Here is a 22358-nt window from a genome sequence, read left to right as displayed (position 1 = left end):
CTAGACCACTTCAGCCCAGGTCGAGCTTGCCCAGCTCCACCCGCGAGGCCACGCCGAGCTTCGGGTAGGCCTTGTAGAGGTGGTAGCCGACGGTCCGCGGGCTCAGGAAGAGCTGCGCCCCGATGTCCCGGTTGCTCAGGCCTTCCGCCGCCAGCCGCACCACCTGCAACTCCTGCGGCGTCAACGCGCTCAACGGGTCCGGCCCCGGCACGGCGCGGCTCTCGCCGGTGGCGCGCAGCTCCGTGCGGGCGCGGGCGGACCACGGCACGGCGCCCAGGCGGTCGAAGGCGTCCAGGGCGGCGCGCAGGTGGGTGCGGGCGTCGTTGCGGCGGCGGGCGCGCCGGAGCCACTCGCCGTACAGCAGCTCGGTGCGGGCCCGTTCGAACGGCCGGCTGTCGGCGCGGTGCAGCTCGACGGCCTCCGCGTACCAGCGCTCGTCGTCGGTCATCAACGCCCGGCAGCGCGCCGCCACCGCCCGCGCCCACGGCCGGCCCGACTCCTGCGCCCACTGCTCGTACCACTCGAAGGAACCCCGCGCCACGGACGGGTTCCCCACGCGCACGGCCGCCTCGACCAGGTCCGGCAGGCTGGCGATCGCGTACAGCCGGTGCGCGCCCGACGCCACGTCGGCCAACCGGTCCAGCACCGCGTCGTAGCGGCCCAGCCCCAGGTCCAGCAGCGCCAGCGCGCACGCGGCGCGGACCGACCGCGACGCGTCGCCCTCCAGCACCGCGACCGCGTCCCGGCACCGCTGTTCGTCGCCCTCGATCGCGGCCAGCTCGGACAGCACGCTGTGCAGGTAGCCGACGCTGAACACCTGCCCGATGTCGGCGGCGATCCGCAGCCCCTCCTCGGCGGTCGCGCGGGCGTCGCGCAGCCGGCCCAGGTGCAGCCGTCCCCGCGCCAGGTAGGCCAGGGCGCGCGGCAACATGCCCAGCCGACCGGTGGCCCGGCTCTCCCGCTCCACGGCCGCCGCCCGCTCGTAGGCGGCCTCGTCGTCACCCAGGACCAGCAGCCACCAGGCGGCCTGCGCGTGGTCGACGCGGGGGCCGGCCACCAGCGACCGCAACGCGGCCATCCCGTCCGCCACGTCACCGCCGTCCAGCCCGGTCGCGGCCCGCGCCACCGCCCGCACGTCCGCCGCGCCGGGCAGCCCCTCCGCCTGGTCGGCCACCGCCCGCACGGCGTCCAGGTCGCGGACCGTCCACGCGCTGCTCGCCGCGGCGAACAGCAGGTCTCCCGCCAGCACCGGGTCGCCCTTCACCGCGCAGTACGCGGCCTTCGCCAGCACGGCGGCGGCTTCCGCCCCACGACCCCGCTCGGCCGCCACCACCGCCCGCACGCGCGCGATGCGGGCGTGCTCCAGCGGCTGGTCCAGCAGGTCGCCCGCCTGGTCGGCGAGCGCGGCGGCGCGGTCGTACTGGCCCGCGTCCAGGGCCGCTCGGGCGGCGTTCACCAGGCGCTTGCCCCGGTCCACCACGGACGGGCTCAGCTCGGCGGCCCGCTGGTAGGCGGCGGCCACGGCCGCGTACCCGCCCCGGTTGCGGGCGTCCTCGGCCGACCGCGCCAACGCCCGCGCGACCTCCTCGTCCGGTCCGGTCACGGCGGCGGCCAGGTGCCAGGCGGCGCGGAAGGCGTCCTCGGACACCTCGGCCAGCGCCCGGTGCACGGCCATCCGCCGCACCAGCGGCGCGCTCTGGTAGGCCGCCGCGCGGATCAGCGGGTGCCGGAACGCCAGCCGCCCCTCGTCCGAGCGCAGCAACTGCCGCTGCTCGGCCGCCTCCAGGTCGCCCAACCCCGCGCCCAACAGTTCCGACGCCTTGAACACCACGCCCGGGTCGCCGGTGTCGTCGGCGGCGGCCACCAGCAGCAGGTCGCGCGTGGCCGGCGGCAGCGTCCCGATGCGGTCGGCGAAGGTCTGCTGGATGCGGCTGTGCGTGGGCAGCGCGGCCACCCGCAGGCCGTGCGCGGCCGGGATGTGCCCCTCGCGCTGCGCGGCGGGCAGTTCCAGCAGCGCCAACGGGTTGCCGCGGGCCTCCTGCGCGATCCGCTCCCGCACGTACCGGGGCAGGTCGGCGGCGTGCTCGTCGAGCAGCACGGCCGAGTCCGCCGCCGACAGCGCGGTCAGCCGCAGCTCGGGCAGGCCGGGCGCGGGGAACGGCGGCGCGTGCAGGTCCCGGGCCGCGAACACCAGGGCGACGCCGTCGGCGTCCAGCCGCCGCGCGGCGAACAGCAGGGCGTCGGCAGACCCCGGGTCGAGCCAGTGCGCGTCGTCCACCAGGCACAGCACCGGGCCCCGCTCGGCCAGGTCGGCGAGCAGGGTCAGCACGGCCAGGCCCACCAGGAAGCAGTCGCCGCCGTCCGGCGCGGCCAGGCCCAGCGCGGAGCGCAGCGCGCCCGCCTGCTTGGGCGGCAACCCGTCCAGCGCGCCGACCACCCGGCGCAGCAGCAGGTTCAGCCCGGCGAAGGGCACCACCGACTCCGCCTCGACGGCGGTCGCGCGCAGCACCCGGAAGTCCCCGGCGCGCTGCGCGAGCAGGTCCAGCAGCGCGGACTTGCCGATCCCGGCCTCGCCGCGCACGACCAGCGCGCCGCTGCGCCCCGCCCGCGCCTCGGCGAGCAGGTCGTCCAGGCGCGCGAGGTCCGCCGAGCGTCCGTACAGCATGGTCACGACCCTAACGCCGGCACGAGCACGACCTTGCCCGTCGTCCGCCGCCGCTCCAGCGCCGCGTGCGCGGCGGCGGCCTCGGCGAGCGGGAACGCCTGCACCACCGGCGCGAACCGGCCGGCGGCGGCCTCGGCCAGCGCCCGCGCCTCCACCGCCCGCACCCCGCCGGACCTGCGCGCCACGTGCGGCCCGACGGCGACCGTGACGCTCAGCGCCCGCTCGAACAAGTCCACTGTGGACACCTCGGTCGGCTCGCCCGAGGACGTGCCGAACATCACCACCCGACCGCCCGGCGCGACCAGCTCCAGCGCCGAGCGCCCGACCGCGCCGCCGACCCCGTCCAGCACGACCCCCACCTCCCGACCGCCCAGCGCGATCCGCACCCGGTCCTCCCAACCCGGTTCCCGGTAGTCCACGGCGACCGCGGCCCCCGACCGCAGCACCGTGCGCCGCTTCTCCCCGCACCCCGCGGCCCCCACGACGAACGCGCCCGACCGGGCCGCGCCCTGCACCAGCAGGTGCCCGACCGCGCCCGCCGCCGCCGTCACCAGCACCACGTCGTCGGGCCGCAACGCCGCCGCGTCCAGCACGCCCACCGCGGTCGCCCCGGTGCAGACCATCGCCACGGCCGCTTCGAGCGACAGCCCGTCCGGCACGACGTGCACCGCGTCGACCTCCCGCACGGCCCACTCGGCGTACCCGCCGAAGGCGAAGCCGAGCTGCGCGACGACCCGCCGCCCGACCCAGTCGGCCGGCACGCCCGCGCCGACCGCGTCCACGACCCCCGCGACCTCGCTGCCCGGCACCAGCGGCGGCTCCGGCCGCCACGGCCCGTCCCCGCGCCGGACCAGCGTGTCCACGAACCGCACCCCGGCGGCCCGCACGGCGATCCGGACCTGGCCGGGGCCGGGGCGCGGGTCCTCGACCTCGGCCGGTTCGAGCGCGTCGGCGGGACCGAACCCGCGCAGGCGGATGGCACGCACGTCAGACCTCGTACGGCCGCTTCGCGCGGGCGTCCTTGAGCGCGGCGCCCCACCAGACGAGCTGGTCCAGCATGGTCTTGGCGGCGCCGTTGACGGCCTCGGCGTCCACCGGGTTCCCGTCGTCGTCGAACCGCGTCCACGCGTCGTGGAAGCTGACCGTGTCCCGGATGGTGACGGCGTGCAGCTCGGCGAAGACCAGCCGCAGCTGCTCGACGGCCCGCAGCCCGCCGCCGTGCCCGCCGTAGGAGACGAACCCGACGGGCTTGGCCTGCCACTCGGTGTAGTGCCAGTCGATCGCGCTCTTCAGCGGCGCGGGGAAGCTGTGGTTGTACTCCGGGGTGACCACCACGAACGCGTCGGCCCCGGCCAGGCGCGGCGACACGGCCTTGACCTCGTCGGCGGGCTCCTCGCCGAACCCGTGCAGCACGTCGGGCAGGCCCGCGTCGGCCAGGTCCAGCACGTCCACGTCGAGGTCGGGGCGCTGCCGGGCCTGCGCGGTGAACCAGTCCGCCACGACCGGCGCGAACCGGCCCTTGCGGGTGCTGCCGACGATGACCGCGAGCTTGATCATTGTTCTCGTTCCCTCCTCGTTGCCTGGGCACCGAAGTTAGGAGCCGGTCGACCGGGCGGGCATCTGTCACGTGACTGGTCGGTCGGCTTGCGGTGACCGGGGAGGGCGACCGGTCGCGTGACGGATCCGCCGCGGGCGGGCGCGTGCTGGTGTCGGCGGTGGCGGCCCTGGTCGTGTCGGGGGCGGGGGACAGCGCGTCGGGGTTGCGGACCGGTGTCGCCGTGCTGACCGCGGTGGTGGCGCTGGGCGGGGTGGCGCTGGGCGGGGTGGCGCCGCTCCCGGCCCGGCGGGGCTAGAGGAGCCCGCGCACCTCCTCGGCGTCCTTCACCCGGCCCTGCGCCTCGAACAGCGTCAGGGCCTGGCGCCAGGAGGACCGGGCCGCGTCGGTGTCGCCCAGTTCCGCCTGCACGTCGCCCAGGTGCCGCAGGACGCTGGCCTGCTCGTAGGAGTTGTCCAGCTCCCGGTAGACGGCCAGGGCGTGGTGGTAGTGCTCCAGGGCGTCGGCGGCCCGGCCGTGCCGGTGGGCGATGTAGCCGAGGCTGTCCGAGGTCGCCGCTTCGCCGTCCCGGTGGCCCAGTTCCCGGTTCAGCGCCAGGGCTTCGCGGCAGTGCCGTTCGGCTTGCTCGTAGTCGCCCAGGCGGGCGGCCCGGTAGCCGACGTCGTTGAGGGCTTCGGCGATGCGGACGGGGATGTCCAGGGCCCGGAACAGGACCAGTTGGGCGTTGGCGTGTTCCAGCGCGCCTTCCAGGTCGCCCTGGTGCTCCAGGGCCCACGCCACGGCCCGGTGGGCGGCTGCTTTGCCGTAGTCGTCGGTGACCAGGTCGAGGGCTTGGCGCAGGTGGTGGTTGCCCTGGTCGTAGCCGCCCACGTCCACCAGGGCCATGCCGACGAACTTGTGCGCCGCCACCTGCTTGTCCTTGTCGCCCAGGGCTTCCGCCGCGGTCAGGGCGGCCCGCCAGACGGCCAGGTCCTCGGCGGCGTGGCCGCGGCGCAGGTGGTAGTTCGTGAGCGCCCACGCCATGTGCCAGACCAGTTCGTGCCACTCGCGGGCGGTGGCTTGGCGGTGGGCGGCCAGCAGGGACTCGTACTCGCGGTCGAACCAGTCCATCGCCGCCGTGACGTCGGGCAGGGGGACCGCTTCGCCCCCGGGCGGGTCGACGGGCGGGCGGTGCGGCTCGATCAGGCGGTCGCCGGCGTGGGCCGTGGCGGCGAAGTAGCCGACGAAGCGGCGCAGGGCGGCGGGGTCGTCCGGGGCCACCTCGGCGGCGTAGAGGCGCACCAGGTCGTGCATGCGGTAGCGGCCCACCACGTGTTGCTGGACGAGGTGGGCGAACTCCAGTTCGCGCAACAGGGTGCGCGTGCGCGGCGGGGTGAGGCCCGCCAGCGCGGCGATCGAGCGCAGGCTCAGGTCGGCGGCGGTGGTCAGGCCGAGCAGGCCGAACAGGGCGCGGCTGTCCGGGGACAGGACCCGCAACGAGCAGGCGAAGACCGTGCGCAGGCTGGAACTCAGGTCGTCCAGGGCGTCCAGGCGTTGCTCGGCCAGTTCCTCGGCGAGCGCGGCCAGCGGCAGGTCGGGCTGGGTCAGCGCGCGGGCGGCGACGATGCTCAGCGCCAGCGGCAGGCCGCCGCACAGCTCCAGGAGCGCGTCCACGACCTCGGGTTCGGCGGTGATCCGGCGCCAGCCCAGGCGGGCGGTGAGCAACGCGCGGGCCTCGCGCGGGTCCAGGACGTTGAGCGAGACCGACTTCGCGCCGTTCGCGCTGACCAGGCCGACGAGCTGCTGGCGGCTGGTGACCAGGACCGCGCAGCGGGGACCGCCGGGCAGCAGGGGCGTGACCTGGGCCGTGTCGCGGGCGTTGTCCAGGACGACGAGCATCCGCTTGTCGGCGACCAGGCTGCGGTAGAGGGCGGCCTGGGCGTCGAGGTCGGCGGGCGGGTCGCCCACGCCCAGGGCCTCCAGGAAGGCGCGCAGGGCGTTGCCGGGCGGGACGGGGTCGCTGGTCGGGTCGAAGCCGCGCAGGTTGACGTAGAGCTGGCCGTCGGGGAAGTCGTCGGCGTGCAGGTGGGCCCAGTGCAGGGCGAGCGCGGTCTTGCCGATGCCGCCCGCGCCGCCGATGGCCGTGATGACGACCGTGCCGCCGGGTTCGGCGAGGTCGTGCAGCTCCTCGGTGCGGCCGGTGAAGAAGCGTTGCGGGGCCGGGAGCTGGCGGGGGACGGCCGGTTCCGGGCCGAGGAGCTTGAGGTGCAGGTCCTTGAGCGCCGCGCCGGGGTCGGCGCCGAGCTGGTCGGCCAGTTCGCGGCGCAGCGCGTCGTAGTGGCGCAGGGCTTCGGACGTGCGGCCGGCGCGGTGCAGGGCGGTGATGAGCTGGCCGGCGAGCCGTTCGTCCAGCGGGTGTTCCTGGGCCTGGGCCTGGAGCTCGGGCAGCAGGGCGCTGTGGTGGCCGAGGGCGAGGGCGACGTCGTTGCGGTCCAGCTCGACGGTCCGCCGCTCGGCGTGCAGGGCTTCGCGGGTGGCGTCGAACCAGGGCGAGTCGAGGCCGGCCAGCGCGTCGCCCCGCCACAGGCGCAGGGCCTGGTCGTAGAGCGGCGCGGCCTCCTCGGGCGGGCTGGTGCGGGCCTGCCGGACCAGTTCGCGGAAGCGGTGGAGGTCGGTGGCGGCCTCCAGGCGGTACCCGGCGGGGTGGCGTTCGATCGGCAGGAGTCCGCGCAGCTTGGAGACGTACCCGTAGAGCGTCTCGCGGGCGCGCAGGGGCGGCCGTTCGCCCCACACCCGGTCCACCAGCCGGTCGACGGTCACCGCCCGCCCGTCGTCGAGCAGCAACGCCGCCAACACCGCCCGCTGCCGGGTGTGGCCGAGGTCGACCAGCCGGCCGCCGGCGCGCGCCTCGACCGGTCCGAGCAGTCCGAAGTCCACGCTTGCAGCCCCCTTGACCTGCCGGTTCAAGGTTCATCCTAGGTTCGCCCCCGATCATGGCGGCACGCTGGTCGCCGCGACGTGGACCGTGGAGCGTCGGCGGCGGGGTCCCCCCACGACCCCGCCATCGCAGGAGGGGACCGGAGGTCCCGGCCGAGCGCCCCCCGCCGGCCGGGACCTCCGGCGCGGACTCGCTTCCCCCGACTACCGCATGGGGGTGCGGTTGTCGGGGGAAGCGAGCTGTGCTCGTGTTACCGAGGCGTGATGATGGCCGGGGTCACACCCGTTCGGGTTAACCGCTCGCTTAGGTTAGCCTCACCTTCATGCCTACGGACGTGTCGCTCAGCGGTCGGGAACTGGTGCTCGCGCACCACGACCGCACGGTCGTGCACGGTGTCTCGCTGGACCTGCGCCCCGGCACCGTCACCGCCCTCGTCGGGCCCAACGGGTCCGGCAAGTCGACCGTCCTGCGTTCGCTCGCCCGCCTGCACAAGCCGAAGGACGGCACCGTCCGGCTCGGCGACCTCGCCGTCACCACGTTGTCCGGCAAGGAGTTCGCCCGCAACGTCACGCTGCTCACCCAGCACCGCCCCACGCCCTCCGGCGTGTCCGTGCGCGACGTCGTCGCCTACGGCCGCCACCCCTACCGCGCCGGCTGGCGCGGCGTGGACCGGGACGGGACCGCGGCGATCGAGCGGGCCATGGCGTTGACCGGCGTCAAGGACATGGCCGACCGCGGCGTGGACGAGCTGTCCGGCGGCGAGTTGCAGCGCGTCTGGCTCGCGTCGTGCCTGGCGCAGGAGACCTCCGTGCTGCTGCTGGACGAGCCCACCAACCACCTCGACCTGCGCTACCAGGTCGAGGTCCTGGACGTGGTGCGCGACCTCGCCACCGACCACGGTGTCGCGGTCGGCGTGGTGCTGCACGACCTCGACCACGCGGCGACCGTCGCGGACCGGGTCGTGCTGCTGTGCGAGGGGCGGGTGGTCGCGGACGGCCCGGTCGGCGACGTCCTGACCGCCGAGCACCTGACGCACGCCTACGGCATCACCGTCCACGTCGCGCACGACCCGGTCACCGGCACCGTGCACTGCCGTCCCGTCGGCCGGCACACGCCCCGCCCGGTCTGACCAACCCCCCGAGAAGCTCGAAGGAACAACCATGCGCATCCCCGCCCTGATCGCGGCCGCCGCGATCGTGCTCACCGCCTGCGGCACCACGGAGAACACCTCCGCCGCGCCCACGACGGCGGCCGGCGGTCCCGTCACCGTCACCGACGCCCGCGGCAAGAACGTCGAGCTGAAGGCGCCGGCGCGGAAGGTCGTCGCGCTGGAGTGGGGCGAGGCCGAGATCGTCGCCTCGCTGGGCGTCATGCCCGTCGGCGTCGCCGACACCGCCGGCTACAAGACGTGGAACGCCGCCGCCCCGCTGGACGCGTCGGTCAAGGACATCGGCAAGCGGTCCGAGCCGAGCGTGGACGCGATCGTCGCGCTCGACCCGGACGTCGTGGTCATGGCCCAGGAGCGCGACTCGACCCTGGTGCCGCAGCTGGAGAAGTACGTCCCGGTCGTGGTCACCAAGTCCAGCGACGCCGCCCGCAACCTCGACCGCCTGCGCGAGGACGTGCGGATGATCGCCAAGGCGGTCGGCAAGTCCGCCGAGGGCGACAAGCTGCTGTCCGACATGGACGCCAAGCTCGCCGAGGGCCGCAAGGCGGTGGAGGCCGGGGGCGCCTCGGGCACGCCGTTCCTCATGGCCGACGGCTGGCTGGAGGGCAGCACGGTCAGCATCCGCCCGTTCGGCAAGGGCTCGCTGGTCTCCGACGTCGCCGAGCAGGTCGGCCTGAAGAACGCGTGGACCGGCCAGGTGGACCCGCAGTGGGGCCTGGGCCAGACCGACGTCGAGGGCCTGTCCGGCCTGACCGACCCGAAGACCGTCCTGTTCTACAGCGCCTCCGAGGACGACGTGTTCACCACCGGCCTGGCGCGGAACCCGGTGTGGCAGCGGCTCCCGTTCGTGGCGTCCAAGAAGGTCACGAAGCTCGACACGGGCACGTGGACGTTCGGCGGCCCGAAGTCCGTGGGCTCGATCGCCGACCAGCTCGTCCGCGCCGTCACCGCCTGACGTGCTGCGCACCGCCGCCGTGACGGCGGGGATCGTGGTGGCCATCGCCGCGCTCTCCGCCGTCCACCTCACCCAGGGCACGTCCGACACCGGCGTGCTCGACATCCTCCAGGCACTGCTGGGACAGGGGGACGCGCAGACCCTCGCGGTGCTGGAGGGTTCCCGCGTCCCGCGGCTGCTGACGGCGTTGCTGCTCGGCGTCGCGATCGGCGTGGCGGGCGCGGGCATGCAGTCCGTGGCGCGCAACCCGTTGGCGTCGCCGGACACCCTGGCCGTCAACGCGGGCGCGCACCTGGCCGTCGTCGTGGTCGCCGCCTTCGGGTTGGCCCTGCCGACGCTGCCCGCCGGTGTGCTGGCCTTCGCGGGCGGTCTGGCGGCGGCGTCGGTGGTGCTGGGCCTGTCCGGCGGCGGGTCGACGAGCCCGCGCCTGGTGCTGGTGGGGTCGGCGGTGGCGCTGGCGTTGCAGTCGCTGACCATCCTGTTCCTGCTGATGTTCGAGCAGGAGACGACCGGGCTCTTCGCGTGGGGCAGCGGTTCCCTGACCGTGAGCGACCTCGACGCGACCGCGCGGATGACGCCCGTCGTGGTCGTCGCGGTCGCGGTGTTGGTCCTCATGGGACGGTCGCTGGACATCCTCGCCCTGGGCGACGACAACGCCGCCCTGCTCGGCCTCAAGGTGCGGCGGACGCGGGTGTCGGCGGTGCTGCTGACCGTCGCGCTGACCGCCGCCGCCGTCACGGTGGCCGGCCCGGTCGGGTTCGTCGGCCTGGCCGCGCCCGTGATCACCAAGCTGCTCACGCCGATCGCGCCCAAGCTCGCCGTGCACCGGGTGCTGCTGCCGGTGTCCGGCCTGGTCGGCGTGCTGCTGGTGCTGGGCGCGGACGTGCTGCTGCGCGCGGTGCTCGGGTCGGCGGAGGCGCTGCGCGTGCCCACCGGCGTCACCACGACGATCGTCGGCGCGGCGCTGCTGGTGTGGCTGGCGCGCCGCGGCCGGTCCTCCGGCGGTGGCGCGCGCCAGGCCCCGGCCGGCCGGGTCGGGGTCGCCGGGTCGCGGCGCAGGTTGGCCGCGGTCGGCGTGGCGCTGGCGGTGCTGCTGGCCGTCGCGCCCGTGGTCGGGCTGCTGCTCGGGGACCGGTTGGTGCTGCTGGGAGACCTGGTCAACTGGGTGTCCGGCCGCACCGGCACCGCCCTGACCTTCGTGCTGGACCAACGGCTCCCGCGCGTGCTGGCGGCGTTGTTCGCGGGCGCGGCGCTGGCGTTGTCGGGCTGCGGCATCCAGTCGGTGAGCCGGAACCCGTTGGCCGAACCCGGTCTGCTCGGCATCACCGCCGGCGCGGGCCTGGGCGCGATCGCCATGATCACGCTCGTCCCCCTGGCCGGGGCGTGGCACATCGCCGGCGCGGCCGGTGCGGGCGCGCTGCTCGCGTTCGCGCTGGTCTACGGCCTGGCCTGGCGCAAGGGCCTGGACCCGGACCGGCTGGTGGTCATCGGCATCGCGCTGTGGTCGGCGGGCATGGCCCTGATCACGCTGCTGATCGTGGTGTCGGACCCGTGGAACTCGGCGAAGGCCCTGACCTGGCTGTCCGGCTCGACCTACGGCCGGACGCTGGACCAGGTGCTCCCGGTCGCCCTGGCCCTGCTGGTGGTGACCCCGCTGCTGTGGTGGCGGCACCGCGAACTGGACCTGCACAGCCTCGACGAGGACACGCCCCGGGTGCTCGGCCTGCGGGTCGAGCGGTCGCGGCTCGCGGTGCTGGCCGGGTCGGGGGCGCTGGCGGCGACGGCCGTGGCGGCGATCGGCGTGGTGGCCTTCGTCGGCCTGGTCGCGCCGCACCTGGCCAGGTCGTTGGTGGGCGGCCGGCACGGCCGGGTGCTGCCGGTGGCGGCGGCGGTGGGCGCGGTGCTGGTCAGCGCGGCCGACACGCTGGGCCGCACGGTCATCTCGCCGGCGCAGATCCCGGCGGGCCTGGTCATCGCCCTGCTCGGCACGCCCTACTTCGTCGTCGTCCTGTGGCGCACCAGGGAAGCGCGCTAGGAGCGGAGGGACTCCAGTTCGGCGGCGAGGTTCCGCTTGGCCTGGGCTTCCCACCGGTCGCGGGCCTGAGGGGACCGGTAGAGCGGGTCCCGGTCGTACAGGGCTCGCAGCACCTGCGCCCGGCCGACCCGCCAGGCGTCCTCCGGCACGTGGGCGTACTCCCGGCGCACGGCCTGGCGGTAGCGCTCGTAAGCGTCCGGGTCCGCGCCCAGGACGGCCAGGTCGGCGTCCATGAGCAGGGCGGTCAGGTCGTCGTCCGCGGTGTGGTCGATGGTCGCCAGGACGAGGTCGGCGACCGGTGCGGGGTCCACGCCGGCTTCGGCCAGCCGGGTGCGGACCCAGGCGGCGCTGTCGCGTTCGTCCTCGCCCGGCCGGCCGGCGTAGACGACGTCGTGGGCGAGGGCGGCCAGCGCCAGGACCGCCTGCTCCTCGGGGCTCCGGTGCGCGGCCAGGGCGGTGACGTCCCTGGTCACGGCCAGCGCGTGGGCCGCGTTGTGGTAGCCGCGGTGCGGCTCGGCGTACCGCGCCGCCAGGTCACCCGCCGTGCCCGGACGTCCGCCCAGGGCCTGGACCGCCTTGTCCCACAACGCTTCCAGCATGGGGCAAGCGTACGGTGAAGGCCGCGCCGCCCTCGGGCGCCGGACCGGCGGTGATCGTGCCGCCCAGCCTGGTCACCAGGCCGTGCACCAGGGCCAGGCCCACGCCGGTGCCCACCGGCCTCGACCGCTCGTACTTGGCGTGCAGGGCGCCGCGTTCGAACGCGACCCGGTAGTCCTCTTCGGACAGGCCCGGACCACCGTCCCGCACCTCCAGCGCGTCGCCCAGGGCCAGCACGACCGGGCGGCCGGGCGGGGTCAGGCGCAGCGCGTTCTCCAGCAGGCCGTCGAGGACCTGGCGCAGGCGGCGGGGGTCGGTGCGGGCGGGCCGGGCGTCCGCGGGCAGGTCCAGGCGGAACTCGACGCCCTTCGCCGCGCACCGCGCGTGCCACACCCGCGCGGCGGAGGACACCAGGTCCCGCAGGTCCACGTCGGCCAGGTCCACCGTGAAGTCGTCCGCGCCCAGGCGGGCCAGGTCGAGCAGGTCGGTGACCAGGCGGTCCAGCCGGTGGGCCTCCTCGCCGATGGTCCGGCCGACCCGGGGCACGTCGTCGCCGGAGACCACGCCGTCGGCCAGCGACTCGGCGAACCCGGTGACCGCGGTCAGCGGGGTGCGCAGCTCGTGGGACACCGACAGCAGGAACTCCCGCTGCCGGGCCTCGCTGCGGGCCAGGGCGTCAGCGAGGGCGTTCACCGCGCCGCCCACCTCCGCCACCTCGGCCGGGCCGTGCTCGGGGGCGCGCAGGTCGCGGCGGCCGGTGCTCATGGTCTGGGCGACGTTCGCGGTCTGGCGCAGCGGCCGGGCGACCAGCTTGCCCAGCAGGAACCCGGCCACCGCGGCGACCAGCAGGCCCACACCCAGCGCGAACAGGATGTTGCGGACGAGTTGGCGGCCCAGCCCGGCGTTGTCGGCGCGCTGGACCAGGGCGACGTTCTCCCGCACCTCGACCAGCAGGTCCCCGACCGTGCCGGACGCGCCGGTGACCTGCCGGACCGCGCGCACCGCCTGCGGGTCGCCCACCATCCGCCCGTTCGGACCGATGGCGACCACGTCGATGTCCTGCCCGCGCAGCACCTCGACCACGCGGAGGCGGGCGTTGCGGCCCATCTCGCCGAGCTGCTCGGTGACCACGTCGGCCTGGTCGGACAGCGACGCGCGGGCCACCTCGCGGGAGGCGCCCAGCACCAGCCGGGCGGACACCAGGCCCGCCACGATCACCGCCACGCCGGCGACGGCCAGGCACAGCGCGGTGATCCGGAACGCCAGGCTGGTCCGCCGAGTGCTGGTCACGGCCCCTCCGCCGAGTAGCCGACGCCGCGCACGGTGCGGATCGGGTTGGGGTCGCCGAGCTTGGCGCGCAGCTGCGCCACGTGCACGTCCACGGTCCGCGTCCCGGCCGCCGCCGCGTAGCCCCACACCGCGCTGAGCAGCTGCTCCCGGGCGAACACGCGGCCCGGGTGGCGCATGAGGTGGGCGAGCAGGTCGAACTCGGTGGACGTCAGCGCGACCTCGGTCTCGTCCACCCACGCGCGCCGCCGGTCGGTGTCCAGCCGGACCCGGCCCAGCACGTGCACCGAGGTGACCTGGGGCGTGCCGCGGCGCAGCACGGTCCGCACCCGGGCCACCAGCTCGCGCGGGCTGAACGGCTTGGTCACGTAGTCGTCCGCGCCCAGCTCCAGGCCCAGCACGCGGTCCACCTCGTCGTCGCGGGCGGTCACGAACAGCACCGGCGTCCAGTCGCCCGCCGCGCGCAGCGCCCGGCACACCTCGACGCCGTCCAGGCCCGGCAGGCCCACGTCCAGCAGCACGGCGACCGGCTTGAGCCGCCGCACGGCCGCGAGCGCCGCCCGCCCGTCGGTCTCGACGTGCACGCCGAACCCGTCGCGGCGCAGGTAGAGCGTGACCAGCTCGGCGATCGCCCGCTCGTCCTCCACGACCAGCACCAGCCCACGGCCCTCGGGTTGCACGGCGGGAATCGTGGCACGGCGGCGGTCGCGTTCAGGTCGCCGCGCGCGTTCGGGTTCGGTAAATGTCCCGCGCGTGCCGCCAGGAGCGGCCGACCCGGGCGACGACCGGCGCGGGGGAGAGGTGGTCGAGGAGGTTGCCGCCGTCTTCGAGCAGGATCGGGTCGCCCGTTGGGAACCTGTGCCGACCGGCCGAAGTGAACACTTTTCGCACCACATCGGACGTCCGCATAGGCCGATCGTCGCAACGCCGGCCACGGACGCATAACGAATTGATGGCAACCCGTATCGCCCGATCGTCCTAACCCGATAGGTGGGCGAGCGGTGGAGTTTGATGCCCACCGTCACCCCTCGACACCCTGCCGGAGTACAACCATGCGCCAGACGGCCCGCCGCCTGCTCGGAGCAGCCGCCCTGCTCGTCGCCGTGACGTCCGCCACCGCCGGGACCGCCCTCGCCTCCCCCGGCGACATCGACCCGGACACGCGGATCAGCGACCCGCGCGCCACCGTCTACGTGGGCAACCTGGAGATCAACGACAAGGAGAACGTCTGCGAGGTGGCCGGCCTGGCCGGCACGCCGTTCGACGAAGAGGACGGCGTCAAGTACGAGCTCGACGGCTCGACCAAGATCAACATCTTGGGCTTCGAGGGCTACACCATCACCGGTGTCGTGGTGAAGGGCAGCAACGTCGCCAACATCTACGACGCGTCGAAGGTCGACCCGCTGACCGGCCTGATCTCCCCGCTGAACCCGGGCGGCAACGTCCCGGACATCAGCCACTGGTTCCTCTGCGCCGTCGAGGACGAGGGCGAGGAGCCCACGAGCGAGACCAGCACGCCGACCAACCCCGGCGGTGAGAACCCGGGTGGCGAGACGCCGACCTCCGTGCCGACCGAGGCGCCGGCCACCAGCGTGACCACGACCACCCCCGCCGCCGCGGCGGCCGGGGCGAACGACAACGACCAGCTCGCCGCCACCGGCTTCGGCTCCGGCTGGCTGCTCGTCGTCGGCCTGGCCCTGGTGGGCGCGGGTGCCGCGTTCGTCGCCTCGCCGAAGTTGCGCGGCCTCGTCAAGCGGTAGGCGGGAGGAGCCCGATGGCCCGTCCCGCGACGCCGGGGCGGGCCATTCGCGCGCCACGGACGGGGTCATCCGTCCTGTGAGCTGCGCTACCTCCCTTGATCCAGGGACCGGCCCAGCCGCACCCCGCTGAACCGGTCCGTCTACGATCCGACAAGGCCTGCCCCCAGGCCTACGCCAGAACCAGACAGTGCAGGAGGCACCGTGACGGCCGTAGCCCCGCAGCCGATCGCAACGCGGCCCTTCGGGACTCGCGAGGCGGTCAAGGGTTCGTTCCTGCTGCGGATGTTCCGCACCACGGACCACAAGCAGATCGGGATCATGTACCTGGTCACCTCGTTCGCCTTCTTCATGGTGGGCGGCGCGATGGCCATGCTCATGCGGACCGAGCTGGCCCGGCCGGGGATGCAGTTCCTCAGCCAGGAGCAGTTCAACCAGCTGTTCACCATGCACGGCACGGTGATGCTGCTGCTCTACGCGACCCCGATCGTGTTCGGCTTCGCCAACTTCGTCCTGCCGCTGCAGATCGGCTCCCCGGACGTGGCGTTCCCGCGCCTGAACGCGTTCTCCTACTGGCTGTACCTGTTCGGCGGCCTGATCGTGATGGCGGGCTTCATCACGCCCGGTGGCGCGGCCGACTTCGGCTGGTTCGCCTACACCCCGCTGAGCAACGCCATCCACTCGCCCGGCGCCGGCGCCGACCTGTGGATCTCCGGCCTGGTCATCGGTGGTCTGGGCACCATCCTCGGCGCGGTCAACATGATCACCACCGTGGTCTGCCTGCGCGCGCCCGGCATGACCATGTTCCGGATGCCGATCTTCACCTGGAACATCCTGGTCACCTCGGTCCTGGTGCTGCTGGCGTTCCCGATCCTGACCGCCGCGCTGCTGGGCCTGCTGGCCGACCGGCACCTGGGCGCCCACGTGTTCGACCCCGCCAACGGCGGCGTGATCCTGTGGCAGCACCTGTTCTGGTTCTTCGGCCACCCCGAGGTCTACATCGTCGCGCTGCCGTTCTTCGGCATCGTGTCGGAGATCTTCCCGGTGTTCAGCCGCAAGCCGATCTTCGGCTACAACGGCCTGGTCTACGCCACCCTGGGCATCGCGGCCCTGTCCGTCGCCGTGTGGGCGCACCACATGTACGCCACCGGCGCGGTGCTGCTGCCGTTCTTCGCCTTCATGACCTTCCTGATCGCCGTGCCGACCGGCATCAAGTTCTTCAACTGGATCGGCACGATGTGGAAGGGGCAGCTGACCTTCGAGACGCCCATGCTGTTCAGCATCGGCTTCATCGTCACGTTCCTCTTCGGCGGTCTGTCCGGTGTGCTCCTCGCGGCCCCCGCGATCGACTTCCACGTGTCGGACACGTACTTCGTGGTCGCCCACTTCCACTACGTGCTCTACGGCACGATCGTGTTCGCGACCTTCGCCGGCATCTACTTCTGGTTCCCGAAGATCACCGGCCGGATGCTCGACGAGCCGCTGGGCAAGCTGCACTTCTGGACCACGTTCCTGGGCTTCCACGCGACCTTCCTCGTCCAGCACTGGCTGGGCAACGAGGGCATGCCGCGCCGGTACGCCGACTACCTGCCCTCGGACGGCTTCACCACGCTGAACACGATCTCCACGATCGGCGCCTACGTGCTGGGCGCGTCGACGCTGCCGTTCATCTGGAACGTCTTCAAGTCCTACCGCTACGGCGAGACGGTGACCGTGGACGACCCGTGGGGCTTCGGCAACTCCCTGGAGTGGGCGACCTCCTGCCCGCCGCCGCGGCACAACTTCAAGGAGCTGCCGCGCATCCGCTCCATCCGCCCCGCCTTCGAGCTGCACTACCCGCACATGATCGAGCGGCTGCACGAAGAGGCGCACGTCACGTTCACCGGCAAGGCCATCCCGCACGACAAGGCCCCCAAGGCCCCGTCCGAACTGGCCACCCAGGCTGTGCAGTCCGGCACAGCTTCGGAGTCCGAGCACACCGACCACCGGTAACCTTCAGCCCAGGTTCAACGACGAGCCCCGATCGCCCGTGCGCGGTCGGGGCTCGTCGCTGTCTGGCAGAGGAGCCACCAGTGAGCAATCCCGGCGCGACGCCCGTCCTGATCACCGTAACCGGCCCGGACAAGCCCGGCGTGTCCTCCGTGCTGTTCGCGGTGCTGACCAGGCACGGCGTGGACGTCCTCGACGTCGAGCAGGTCGTGATCCGGGGCCGGCTGGTGCTCGGCGTGCTGGTGTCGGCCACGCACGACCCCGAGGGGCTCCAGGAGGCCGTCGAGCAGGCCATGGCGACGGTGTCCATGCACGTCGAGGTCGAGATCGGGGCCGACTCGAAGCGGACCGCGCGGCTGGAGTCCAGCCACGTCGTGATCCTGCTGGGCCGGCCGGTCACCGCGCGCGGGTTCACCGAGGTGGCGCGGCGGCTGGCGTCGCTGGGCGTGAACATCGACGCGATCCGGGGCGTGGCCGACTACCCAGTCACCGGCCTTGAGCTGCGGGTTTCGGTCGCGGACGACACGCCGGACGCGGACGCCGCGCTGCGTGAGGCGCTGGCCGAGGTGTCCGTGCGGGTGGACCTGGACGTGGCCGTGGAGCGGGCCGGGTTGCAGCGGCGCGCGAAGCGGCTGGTGGTGTTCGACGTGGACTCCACGCTGATCCAGGGCGAGGTCATCGAGATGCTGGCCGCGCACGTGGGCGTCGAGCCGCAGGTGCGCGAGATCACCGAGGCCGCGATGCGCGGGGAGCTGGACTTCGCCGAGTCGCTGCGCCGCCGGGTCGCGCTGCTGGAGGGCCTGGACGAGTCCGTGCTGGACGAGGTCGCCGCGTCGCTGGAGCTGACGCCGGGCGCGCGCACCACGGTCCGGACGCTCAAGCGGCTCGGGTTCCGGGCGGGTGTGGTGTCCGGCGGGTTCACCCGGGTGATCAAGTCCCTGGTGGACGACCTGGGCCTGGACTTCTGCGCGGCCAACGAGCTGGAGGTCGTGGGCGGCAAGCTGACCGGGCGCGTGGTGGGCGACATCGTGGACCGGCCGGGCAAGGCGGTGGCGCTGCGGCGCTTCGCCGAGCAGGAGGGCGTGCCGTTGGCGCAGACCGTGGCGGTGGGCGACGGCGCCAACGACATCGACATGCTGGGCGTGGCCGGGCTGGGCATCGCGTTCAACGCCAAGCCCGCGCTGCGGGAGGTCGCCGACACCGCGCTGTCGCACCCGTTCCTGGACGCGGTGCTGTTCGTGCTGGGCGTGACCAGGGCCGAGGTCGAGGCCGCGGACGCCGCCGACGGCCTGGAGGCGGTGCGCCTGTGAACGAGATCCTGAAGCTTTTGGTCGACCGGCACTACACCACCGACTCCGAAGACACAGCGGATCCCGGAGCCGTTCGAGCCATGCCGATGGTGCTGCGCATCGAGCGGACCGCGCCGCCGTGCCGGACGGACGTGCTGGAGGCCGCTGCCGCCGCCGCGATCGCCGTGTGCCTGGACCCGCGCGCCGAGCCGGGTGGGGAGTGGCACGACGAGGTCGTGGCGTGGGTGCGGGGCCGCATCCGGAAGGTGTCGCGGCGGGCGCGCGGGGCGCACTGGGAGGCCGTGCAGGCGCTGCCCGGGGTGACCGTCACCGTGGGCGGGGCGCAGGTGCGGGCGTTCGTGCCCGGCCGGGTCGGCGACCTGCCCAAGGAGCTGTCGCGGTTGCAGATCTCGGGCAGCGAGCTGCCGACCGACGAGCCCGGGGACATCCCGCCGGGCGCGCAGGTGCTGTGGCTGAACCCGCGGGTGGAGATGACGGCGGGCAAGGCGGCGGCCCAGGTGGGGCACGCGTCGATGCTGCTCGCGCCCACGTTGACCGAGGCGGAGCTGGAGCAGTGGGCGGCGGCCGGCTACCGCTGCGCGGTCCGCACGCCGTCGCCGGCGGACTGGGACGCCCTGGTGGCCCGGCCGGACGCGGTCGTCGTGCGGGACGCCGGGTACACCGAGGTGGACCCCGGAACGGCGACGGTGGCCGCATGTAGGCCGTGATCCGACCTACTTCGCCCGTAGCGTCGCCGCCATGACGATCCTGGTGACCGGCGCGACCGGTGTGGTGGGGCGGAACGTGGTGGCGCGGCTGCTCGCGGCCGGGCGGGAGGTGCGGGCGCTGACCCGGTCGTCCACCGGGCTGCCCGCGGGCGTCGAGGTGGTGCACGGCGACCTCGACGCACCCCGCGCCGAGTGGTTCCGGGGCGTGGACCGCCTGTACCTGTTCCCGGCCGGCGCCGGCGAGGCCGCCGCGGTGGCGGCGCGGTGCGGGGTGCGGCGGATCGTGGACCTGTCGGCCGCCTCGGTCACGATCGGGCTGCACGACAACCCCGTGGAGCGGGCCGTCGAGGAGACCGGGGTCGAGTGGACCCACGTGCGGCCGGCGGGGTTCATGGCGAACCTGCTCCCGGTGTGGGCGCCGTCGATCCGCGCCCGGCGCGTGGTGCGCTACCCGTTCGCCGACGAGGCGTCCGTGCCGGTGCACGAGGCGGACGTCGCAGCGGTGGCCGTGGCCGCCTTGCTGGAGGACGGGCACGCCGGCCGCGCCTACACGCTGACCGGGCCGGCGTCGATCACCAACCGCGAGCAGGTGGCGGCGATCGCGGCGGCGCTGGGCGAGGACGTGCGGTACGAGGAGGTCTCGCGCGAGGTGGCGCGGGCCGAGCTGCGAAGGCTGGGCGGGTTCGCCGCCGAGTACGCCGACCTGCTGCTGGGGTTCGTGAACTACGACGGCGGCGGGTCGTCCGGCGAGGGCTTCTCCGACGACGACTACTCGGCGCTGCTCAAGCCCTGGCCGGACGTCGAGATCGCCACCGGCCGGCCCGCCCGCGCCTACGCCCGGTGGGCGCGCGACCACGTCGCGGACTTCCGGTGACCCGGGTCAGCTCGCGAACTCGATGGTCCCGTCGCGCCGCCCGCGCGTGACCATCCGGTCGAACCCCAGCGCCGCCACCGCGATCCACCCCGCCCCGACGGCCAGTTCCAGCGCCAGGTCCGCGAACACCCCCGGCAGCGGCCCGCCCGCCACGAACGAGCGGATCGCCGCCAACCCGTGCGTCATCGGCAGCACGGACGTCAGCGCCCGCACCCAGTCCGGCCAGAACGACGTCGGCACGTTGACCCCGGTGAACGTCATCAGCACCAGGTAGCTCAGGTTCAACGCGACCCACCGCGCCGACGGGAACCCCAGCACGAACGCCGCCACGCACGTCCCGTAGCAGTAGCACGCCACCCCGACCACGAGGATCATCAACGGCACGAACCCCGCCCACGGCCACGGCAGCGCCACCCCGAACAGCGGCGGCAGGGCCAGGAACGCGATCGTCGACGCCGCCACGCCCGAACCCAGGTGCACCAGGCCCTTGCCCAGGTACGCGGTGAGGTGCGTGGCCGGCGCGGCGACCATCAGCGCCAGCGTCCCGGACTGCCGCTCGCCCACGGCCAGCAGGACCACCACGGTCGCGTCGATCGCCATGATCGCCACCAGGTTGCCGATCAGCAGGTAGTCCACCTGCTCCTGCGACCCCAGCATCCGCCCGATGAGCGCGTAGAAGCACGCCTGCACCAACAGCCGGGACAGCCACGCGAACGTCCACGTCCGCCAGGTGTGCAGGCCCCGGAACACCCGCCACTGCACGAACAGCCCGTGCCGCAGCACCCTGAGCTGGTCACGCATACGCCACCGACCCCTCCGCCCGCGCCCGGCGCAGCGTCGCCTCCAGCGCCAGCCGCCCGCCGACCAGCGCGACCGCGCCCAGCGCCACCACCACGAGCAGCCGCCACCCGACCGCCGCGACGGGGGCGGGCGCGAGGGCGTCCCGCATCAGGTCCGCCGACCACGACAGGAACACCGCGTGCGACAGCGGTCGCAGGAACTCCGGCAGGTGCTCCACCGGCACCATCACGCCGGAGAGCACGTAGACCGGGAAGCTCAGGAAGTTCTGGTAGTGCCCGTTGTCGTTGACCAGCATGAACGCGGCCAGCAGCGACCCGGTCCCGGCCATCGCGAACAGCGACGCCCCGACCGCCGCCCAGAACACCCCCGGGTGGTGCACGGTGGGCGTCACGCCGAACACCGCCCAGCCCAGCAGCCAGGTCTCGGCCAGCGGCACCACCCCCAGCACCAGCACCGCCGCCACCCGCCCCAGGTACACCGGGTGCGAGTCCACCGGCGCGGCCATGCCCAGCTCCAGCGACCGCGTCCACCGCTCGGTGACCAGCACCTCCGCCGCCAACCCGGTCGCGAACCCCCACAGGCCGATCAGGACGGGCGCGAGGAACGCGTTGGGCAGCAGGTCCGCGCGCCCGGAGTGCACCACGATCGACATCAGCACCAGCACGGTGAACGGGATCGTGCACAGCGTGAGCAGGTCGTCGGGCTGCCGCCGGACCAGCCACCACTGCATGCGCGCCCCGGTGAGCAGCAGCCGCATCAGACCTCCATCCCGCGCCGGCCGACGAGGTCCAGGTACACGTCCTCCAGCCGGGGCGGCACCGCCCGCACCGACCGGACCCCGTGGTCCAGCAGGAAGTCCAGCACCCGCCGGGCCGCGGCGTCGTCCACGGCCCGCACCCGCAGCAGCCCGTCCCGCCGCTCGGCGCCCAGCACGCCGGGCACGCCGGAGACGTCCAGCGCGGTCTCCGCCTCGACCCACCGGTGCAGCCCGGACATCGCCGCCAACCCGCGCGGCGACTCGGTGGCGAGCACCCGACCCCGGTCGATCAGGGTGACCCGGTCGCACACCGACTCGGCCTCGTCCATGTCGTGCGTGGTGATCAGGATCGTGCGCCCCTCGGCCCGCAGTTCGCCGATCAGCGCGCGGAAGTCGTGCGCCGCGACGGGGTCCATGCCGGTGGTGGGTTCGTCGAGCAGGATCAGCCGGGGGTCGCCGACCAGGCCGCGCGCCAGGTGCAGCCGCTGCTTCATGCCCCGCGAATACGTCTCCACGAGGTCGTCGGCCTTGTCGGCGAGCCCCAGGCGCTCCAGCAGCTCGTCGGCGCGCACCTTGGCGCGGGCGTCGGGGATCTTGTGCAGGGCGGCCCAGTACCGCAGCGTCTGCCGGGCGGTCAGCTTCCAGTACAGCCCGCGCTCGCCACCGAACACGATCCCGATCAGCGCGCGGACCTCGTCGGCCCGGGTGACGACGTCGTGCCCGAAGGCCTCGGCGCGACCGCTGGTGGGCAGCAGGACCGTGGCCAGGATCTTGCACAACGTCGTCTTGCCCGCGCCGTTGGGCCCGAGCAGGCCGTGCACCTCGCCGGCGGGCACGTCGAGCGACAGCCCGTCCAACGCGGTGACTTCCTCGTTCCCGCGCCGGCCCTTGCGGTAAGTCCGACAAAGCCCGACCACCCGGACACCCATCCGCTCCACCCCCGTCGTTCGGCGGGGGAGAAGCTAGGGGCCGTGCGTCGAGATA

19 protein-coding genes are annotated in these 22358 nt (G+C 74.2%); 9 read left to right on the top strand and 10 right to left on the bottom strand.

Going from position 1 to position 22358, the window contains the following annotated elements:
* Positions 1-10: 10 nt before the first annotated feature.
* The 3 genes from ABD126_RS31600 to ABD126_RS31590 are packed head-to-tail and all read right to left on the bottom strand — an operon-like array spanning position 11 to position 4222.
* A complete protein-coding gene (locus ABD126_RS31600; RefSeq protein ID WP_343937905.1) occupies positions 11-2665 on the bottom strand; it encodes a helix-turn-helix transcriptional regulator in 2655 nt (884 codons plus the stop codon).
* A 2-nt stretch (positions 2666-2667) separates the two neighbouring features.
* Positions 2668-3651 (bottom strand): zinc-binding dehydrogenase, encoded by a 984-nt coding sequence (locus ABD126_RS31595; protein ID WP_343937903.1) that lies wholly within the window; start codon positions 3649-3651, stop codon positions 2668-2670.
* Between the two features lies 1 nt (position 3652).
* Entirely contained in the window at positions 3653-4222 is a 570-nt protein-coding gene (locus ABD126_RS31590) for an NADPH-dependent FMN reductase (RefSeq protein WP_343937901.1), read from the bottom strand.
* Positions 4223-4314: 92 nt separating this feature from the next.
* Between ABD126_RS31590 and ABD126_RS31585 the strand changes: the two genes are divergently transcribed.
* Entirely contained in the window at positions 4315-4518 is a 204-nt protein-coding gene (locus ABD126_RS31585; protein ID WP_343937899.1) for a hypothetical protein, read from the top strand.
* Here ABD126_RS31585 and ABD126_RS31580 read toward each other — a convergent pair.
* The gene (locus tag ABD126_RS31580; RefSeq protein ID WP_343937897.1) at positions 4515-7136 is read right to left on the bottom strand and encodes an AfsR/SARP family transcriptional regulator; all 2622 of its coding nucleotides are present in this window, start codon (positions 7134-7136) and stop codon (positions 4515-4517) included. The genes ABD126_RS31585 and ABD126_RS31580 overlap by 4 nt on opposite strands.
* Before the next feature lie 323 nt (positions 7137-7459).
* Here ABD126_RS31580 and ABD126_RS31575 point away from each other — a divergent pair, with 323 nt between their 5' ends.
* From ABD126_RS31575 to ABD126_RS31565, 3 genes are read left to right on the top strand one after another with little or no spacing between them, the layout of a single operon-like run.
* Complete coding sequence (locus ABD126_RS31575; protein WP_343937895.1) at positions 7460-8266, top strand: ABC transporter ATP-binding protein; 807 nt, start codon at positions 7460-7462, stop codon at positions 8264-8266.
* Between the two features lie 31 nt (positions 8267-8297).
* Entirely contained in the window at positions 8298-9260 is a 963-nt protein-coding gene (locus ABD126_RS31570; protein ID WP_343937893.1) for an ABC transporter substrate-binding protein, read from the top strand.
* Between the two features lies 1 nt (position 9261).
* The gene (locus ABD126_RS31565) at positions 9262-11295 is read left to right on the top strand and encodes an iron ABC transporter permease (protein ID WP_343937891.1); all 2034 of its coding nucleotides are present in this window, start codon (positions 9262-9264) and stop codon (positions 11293-11295) included.
* Here the strand turns inward: ABD126_RS31565 and ABD126_RS31560 are convergent.
* The 3 genes from ABD126_RS31560 to ABD126_RS31550 are packed head-to-tail and all read right to left on the bottom strand — an operon-like array spanning position 11292 to position 13859.
* Positions 11292-11894: an HD domain-containing protein gene (locus ABD126_RS31560; RefSeq protein WP_343937889.1), complete on the bottom strand. Its 603-nt coding sequence runs from the start codon at positions 11892-11894 to the stop codon at positions 11292-11294. The genes ABD126_RS31565 and ABD126_RS31560 overlap by 4 nt on opposite strands.
* Positions 11830-13182, bottom strand: coding sequence for a HAMP domain-containing sensor histidine kinase (locus ABD126_RS31555; RefSeq protein WP_343937887.1), 1353 nt, complete (start codon positions 13180-13182; stop codon positions 11830-11832). The genes ABD126_RS31560 and ABD126_RS31555 overlap by 65 nt, the downstream gene beginning before the upstream one ends.
* Positions 13179-13859: a response regulator transcription factor gene (locus tag ABD126_RS31550; protein WP_343937885.1), complete on the bottom strand. Its 681-nt coding sequence runs from the start codon at positions 13857-13859 to the stop codon at positions 13179-13181. The genes ABD126_RS31555 and ABD126_RS31550 overlap by 4 nt, the downstream gene beginning before the upstream one ends.
* Before the next feature lie 372 nt (positions 13860-14231).
* Here ABD126_RS31550 and ABD126_RS31545 point away from each other — a divergent pair, with 372 nt between their 5' ends.
* The 5 genes from ABD126_RS31545 to ABD126_RS31525 all read left to right on the top strand — a co-directional run bounded on the left by ABD126_RS31545 (position 14232) and on the right by ABD126_RS31525 (position 19816).
* Positions 14232-14939, top strand: coding sequence for a hypothetical protein (locus ABD126_RS31545; protein ID WP_343937883.1), 708 nt, complete (start codon positions 14232-14234; stop codon positions 14937-14939).
* Between the two features lie 201 nt (positions 14940-15140).
* Positions 15141-16928 carry an aa3-type cytochrome oxidase subunit I gene (gene ctaD, locus ABD126_RS31540; RefSeq protein ID WP_343937881.1) on the top strand — a complete coding sequence of 596 codons (1788 nt, stop codon included), beginning with the start codon at positions 15141-15143 and terminating at the stop codon, positions 16926-16928.
* Positions 16929-17008: 80 nt separating this feature from the next.
* Positions 17009-18235 carry a phosphoserine phosphatase SerB gene (gene serB / locus ABD126_RS31535; RefSeq protein WP_343937879.1) on the top strand — a complete coding sequence of 409 codons (1227 nt, stop codon included), beginning with the start codon at positions 17009-17011 and terminating at the stop codon, positions 18233-18235.
* On the top strand, positions 18232-18942 hold the full coding sequence (locus ABD126_RS31530; protein WP_343937877.1) for an aminoacyl-tRNA hydrolase: 711 nt from the start codon (positions 18232-18234) through the stop codon (positions 18940-18942). Before serB ends, ABD126_RS31530 begins: the two co-directional genes overlap by 4 nt.
* Positions 18943-18973: 31 nt before the next feature.
* Positions 18974-19816, top strand: a complete 843-nt coding sequence (locus tag ABD126_RS31525; RefSeq protein ID WP_343937875.1) for an NmrA family NAD(P)-binding protein — start codon at positions 18974-18976, stop codon at positions 19814-19816.
* A 6-nt stretch (positions 19817-19822) separates the two neighbouring features.
* Here ABD126_RS31525 and ABD126_RS31520 read toward each other — a convergent pair whose 3' ends face one another.
* The 3 genes from ABD126_RS31520 to ABD126_RS31510 are packed head-to-tail and all read right to left on the bottom strand — an operon-like array spanning position 19823 to position 22303.
* A complete protein-coding gene (locus ABD126_RS31520) occupies positions 19823-20617 on the bottom strand; it encodes an ABC transporter permease (protein ID WP_343937873.1) in 795 nt (264 codons plus the stop codon).
* On the bottom strand, positions 20610-21374 hold the full coding sequence (locus ABD126_RS31515; protein WP_343937871.1) for an ABC transporter permease: 765 nt from the start codon (positions 21372-21374) through the stop codon (positions 20610-20612). The genes ABD126_RS31520 and ABD126_RS31515 overlap by 8 nt, the downstream gene beginning before the upstream one ends.
* On the bottom strand, positions 21374-22303 hold the full coding sequence (locus tag ABD126_RS31510; RefSeq protein WP_343937869.1) for an ABC transporter ATP-binding protein: 930 nt from the start codon (positions 22301-22303) through the stop codon (positions 21374-21376). The genes ABD126_RS31515 and ABD126_RS31510 overlap by 1 nt, the downstream gene beginning before the upstream one ends.
* Positions 22304-22358 lie beyond the last annotated feature (55 nt).

This window comes from Saccharothrix mutabilis subsp. mutabilis (assembly GCF_039521145.1).
Classification (GTDB): Bacteria; Actinomycetota; Actinomycetes; order Mycobacteriales; family Pseudonocardiaceae; genus Actinosynnema; species Actinosynnema mutabilis.
Note: the sequence above shows the minus strand (reverse complement) of the source record. Positions and strands in the feature narration are given on the sequence as shown.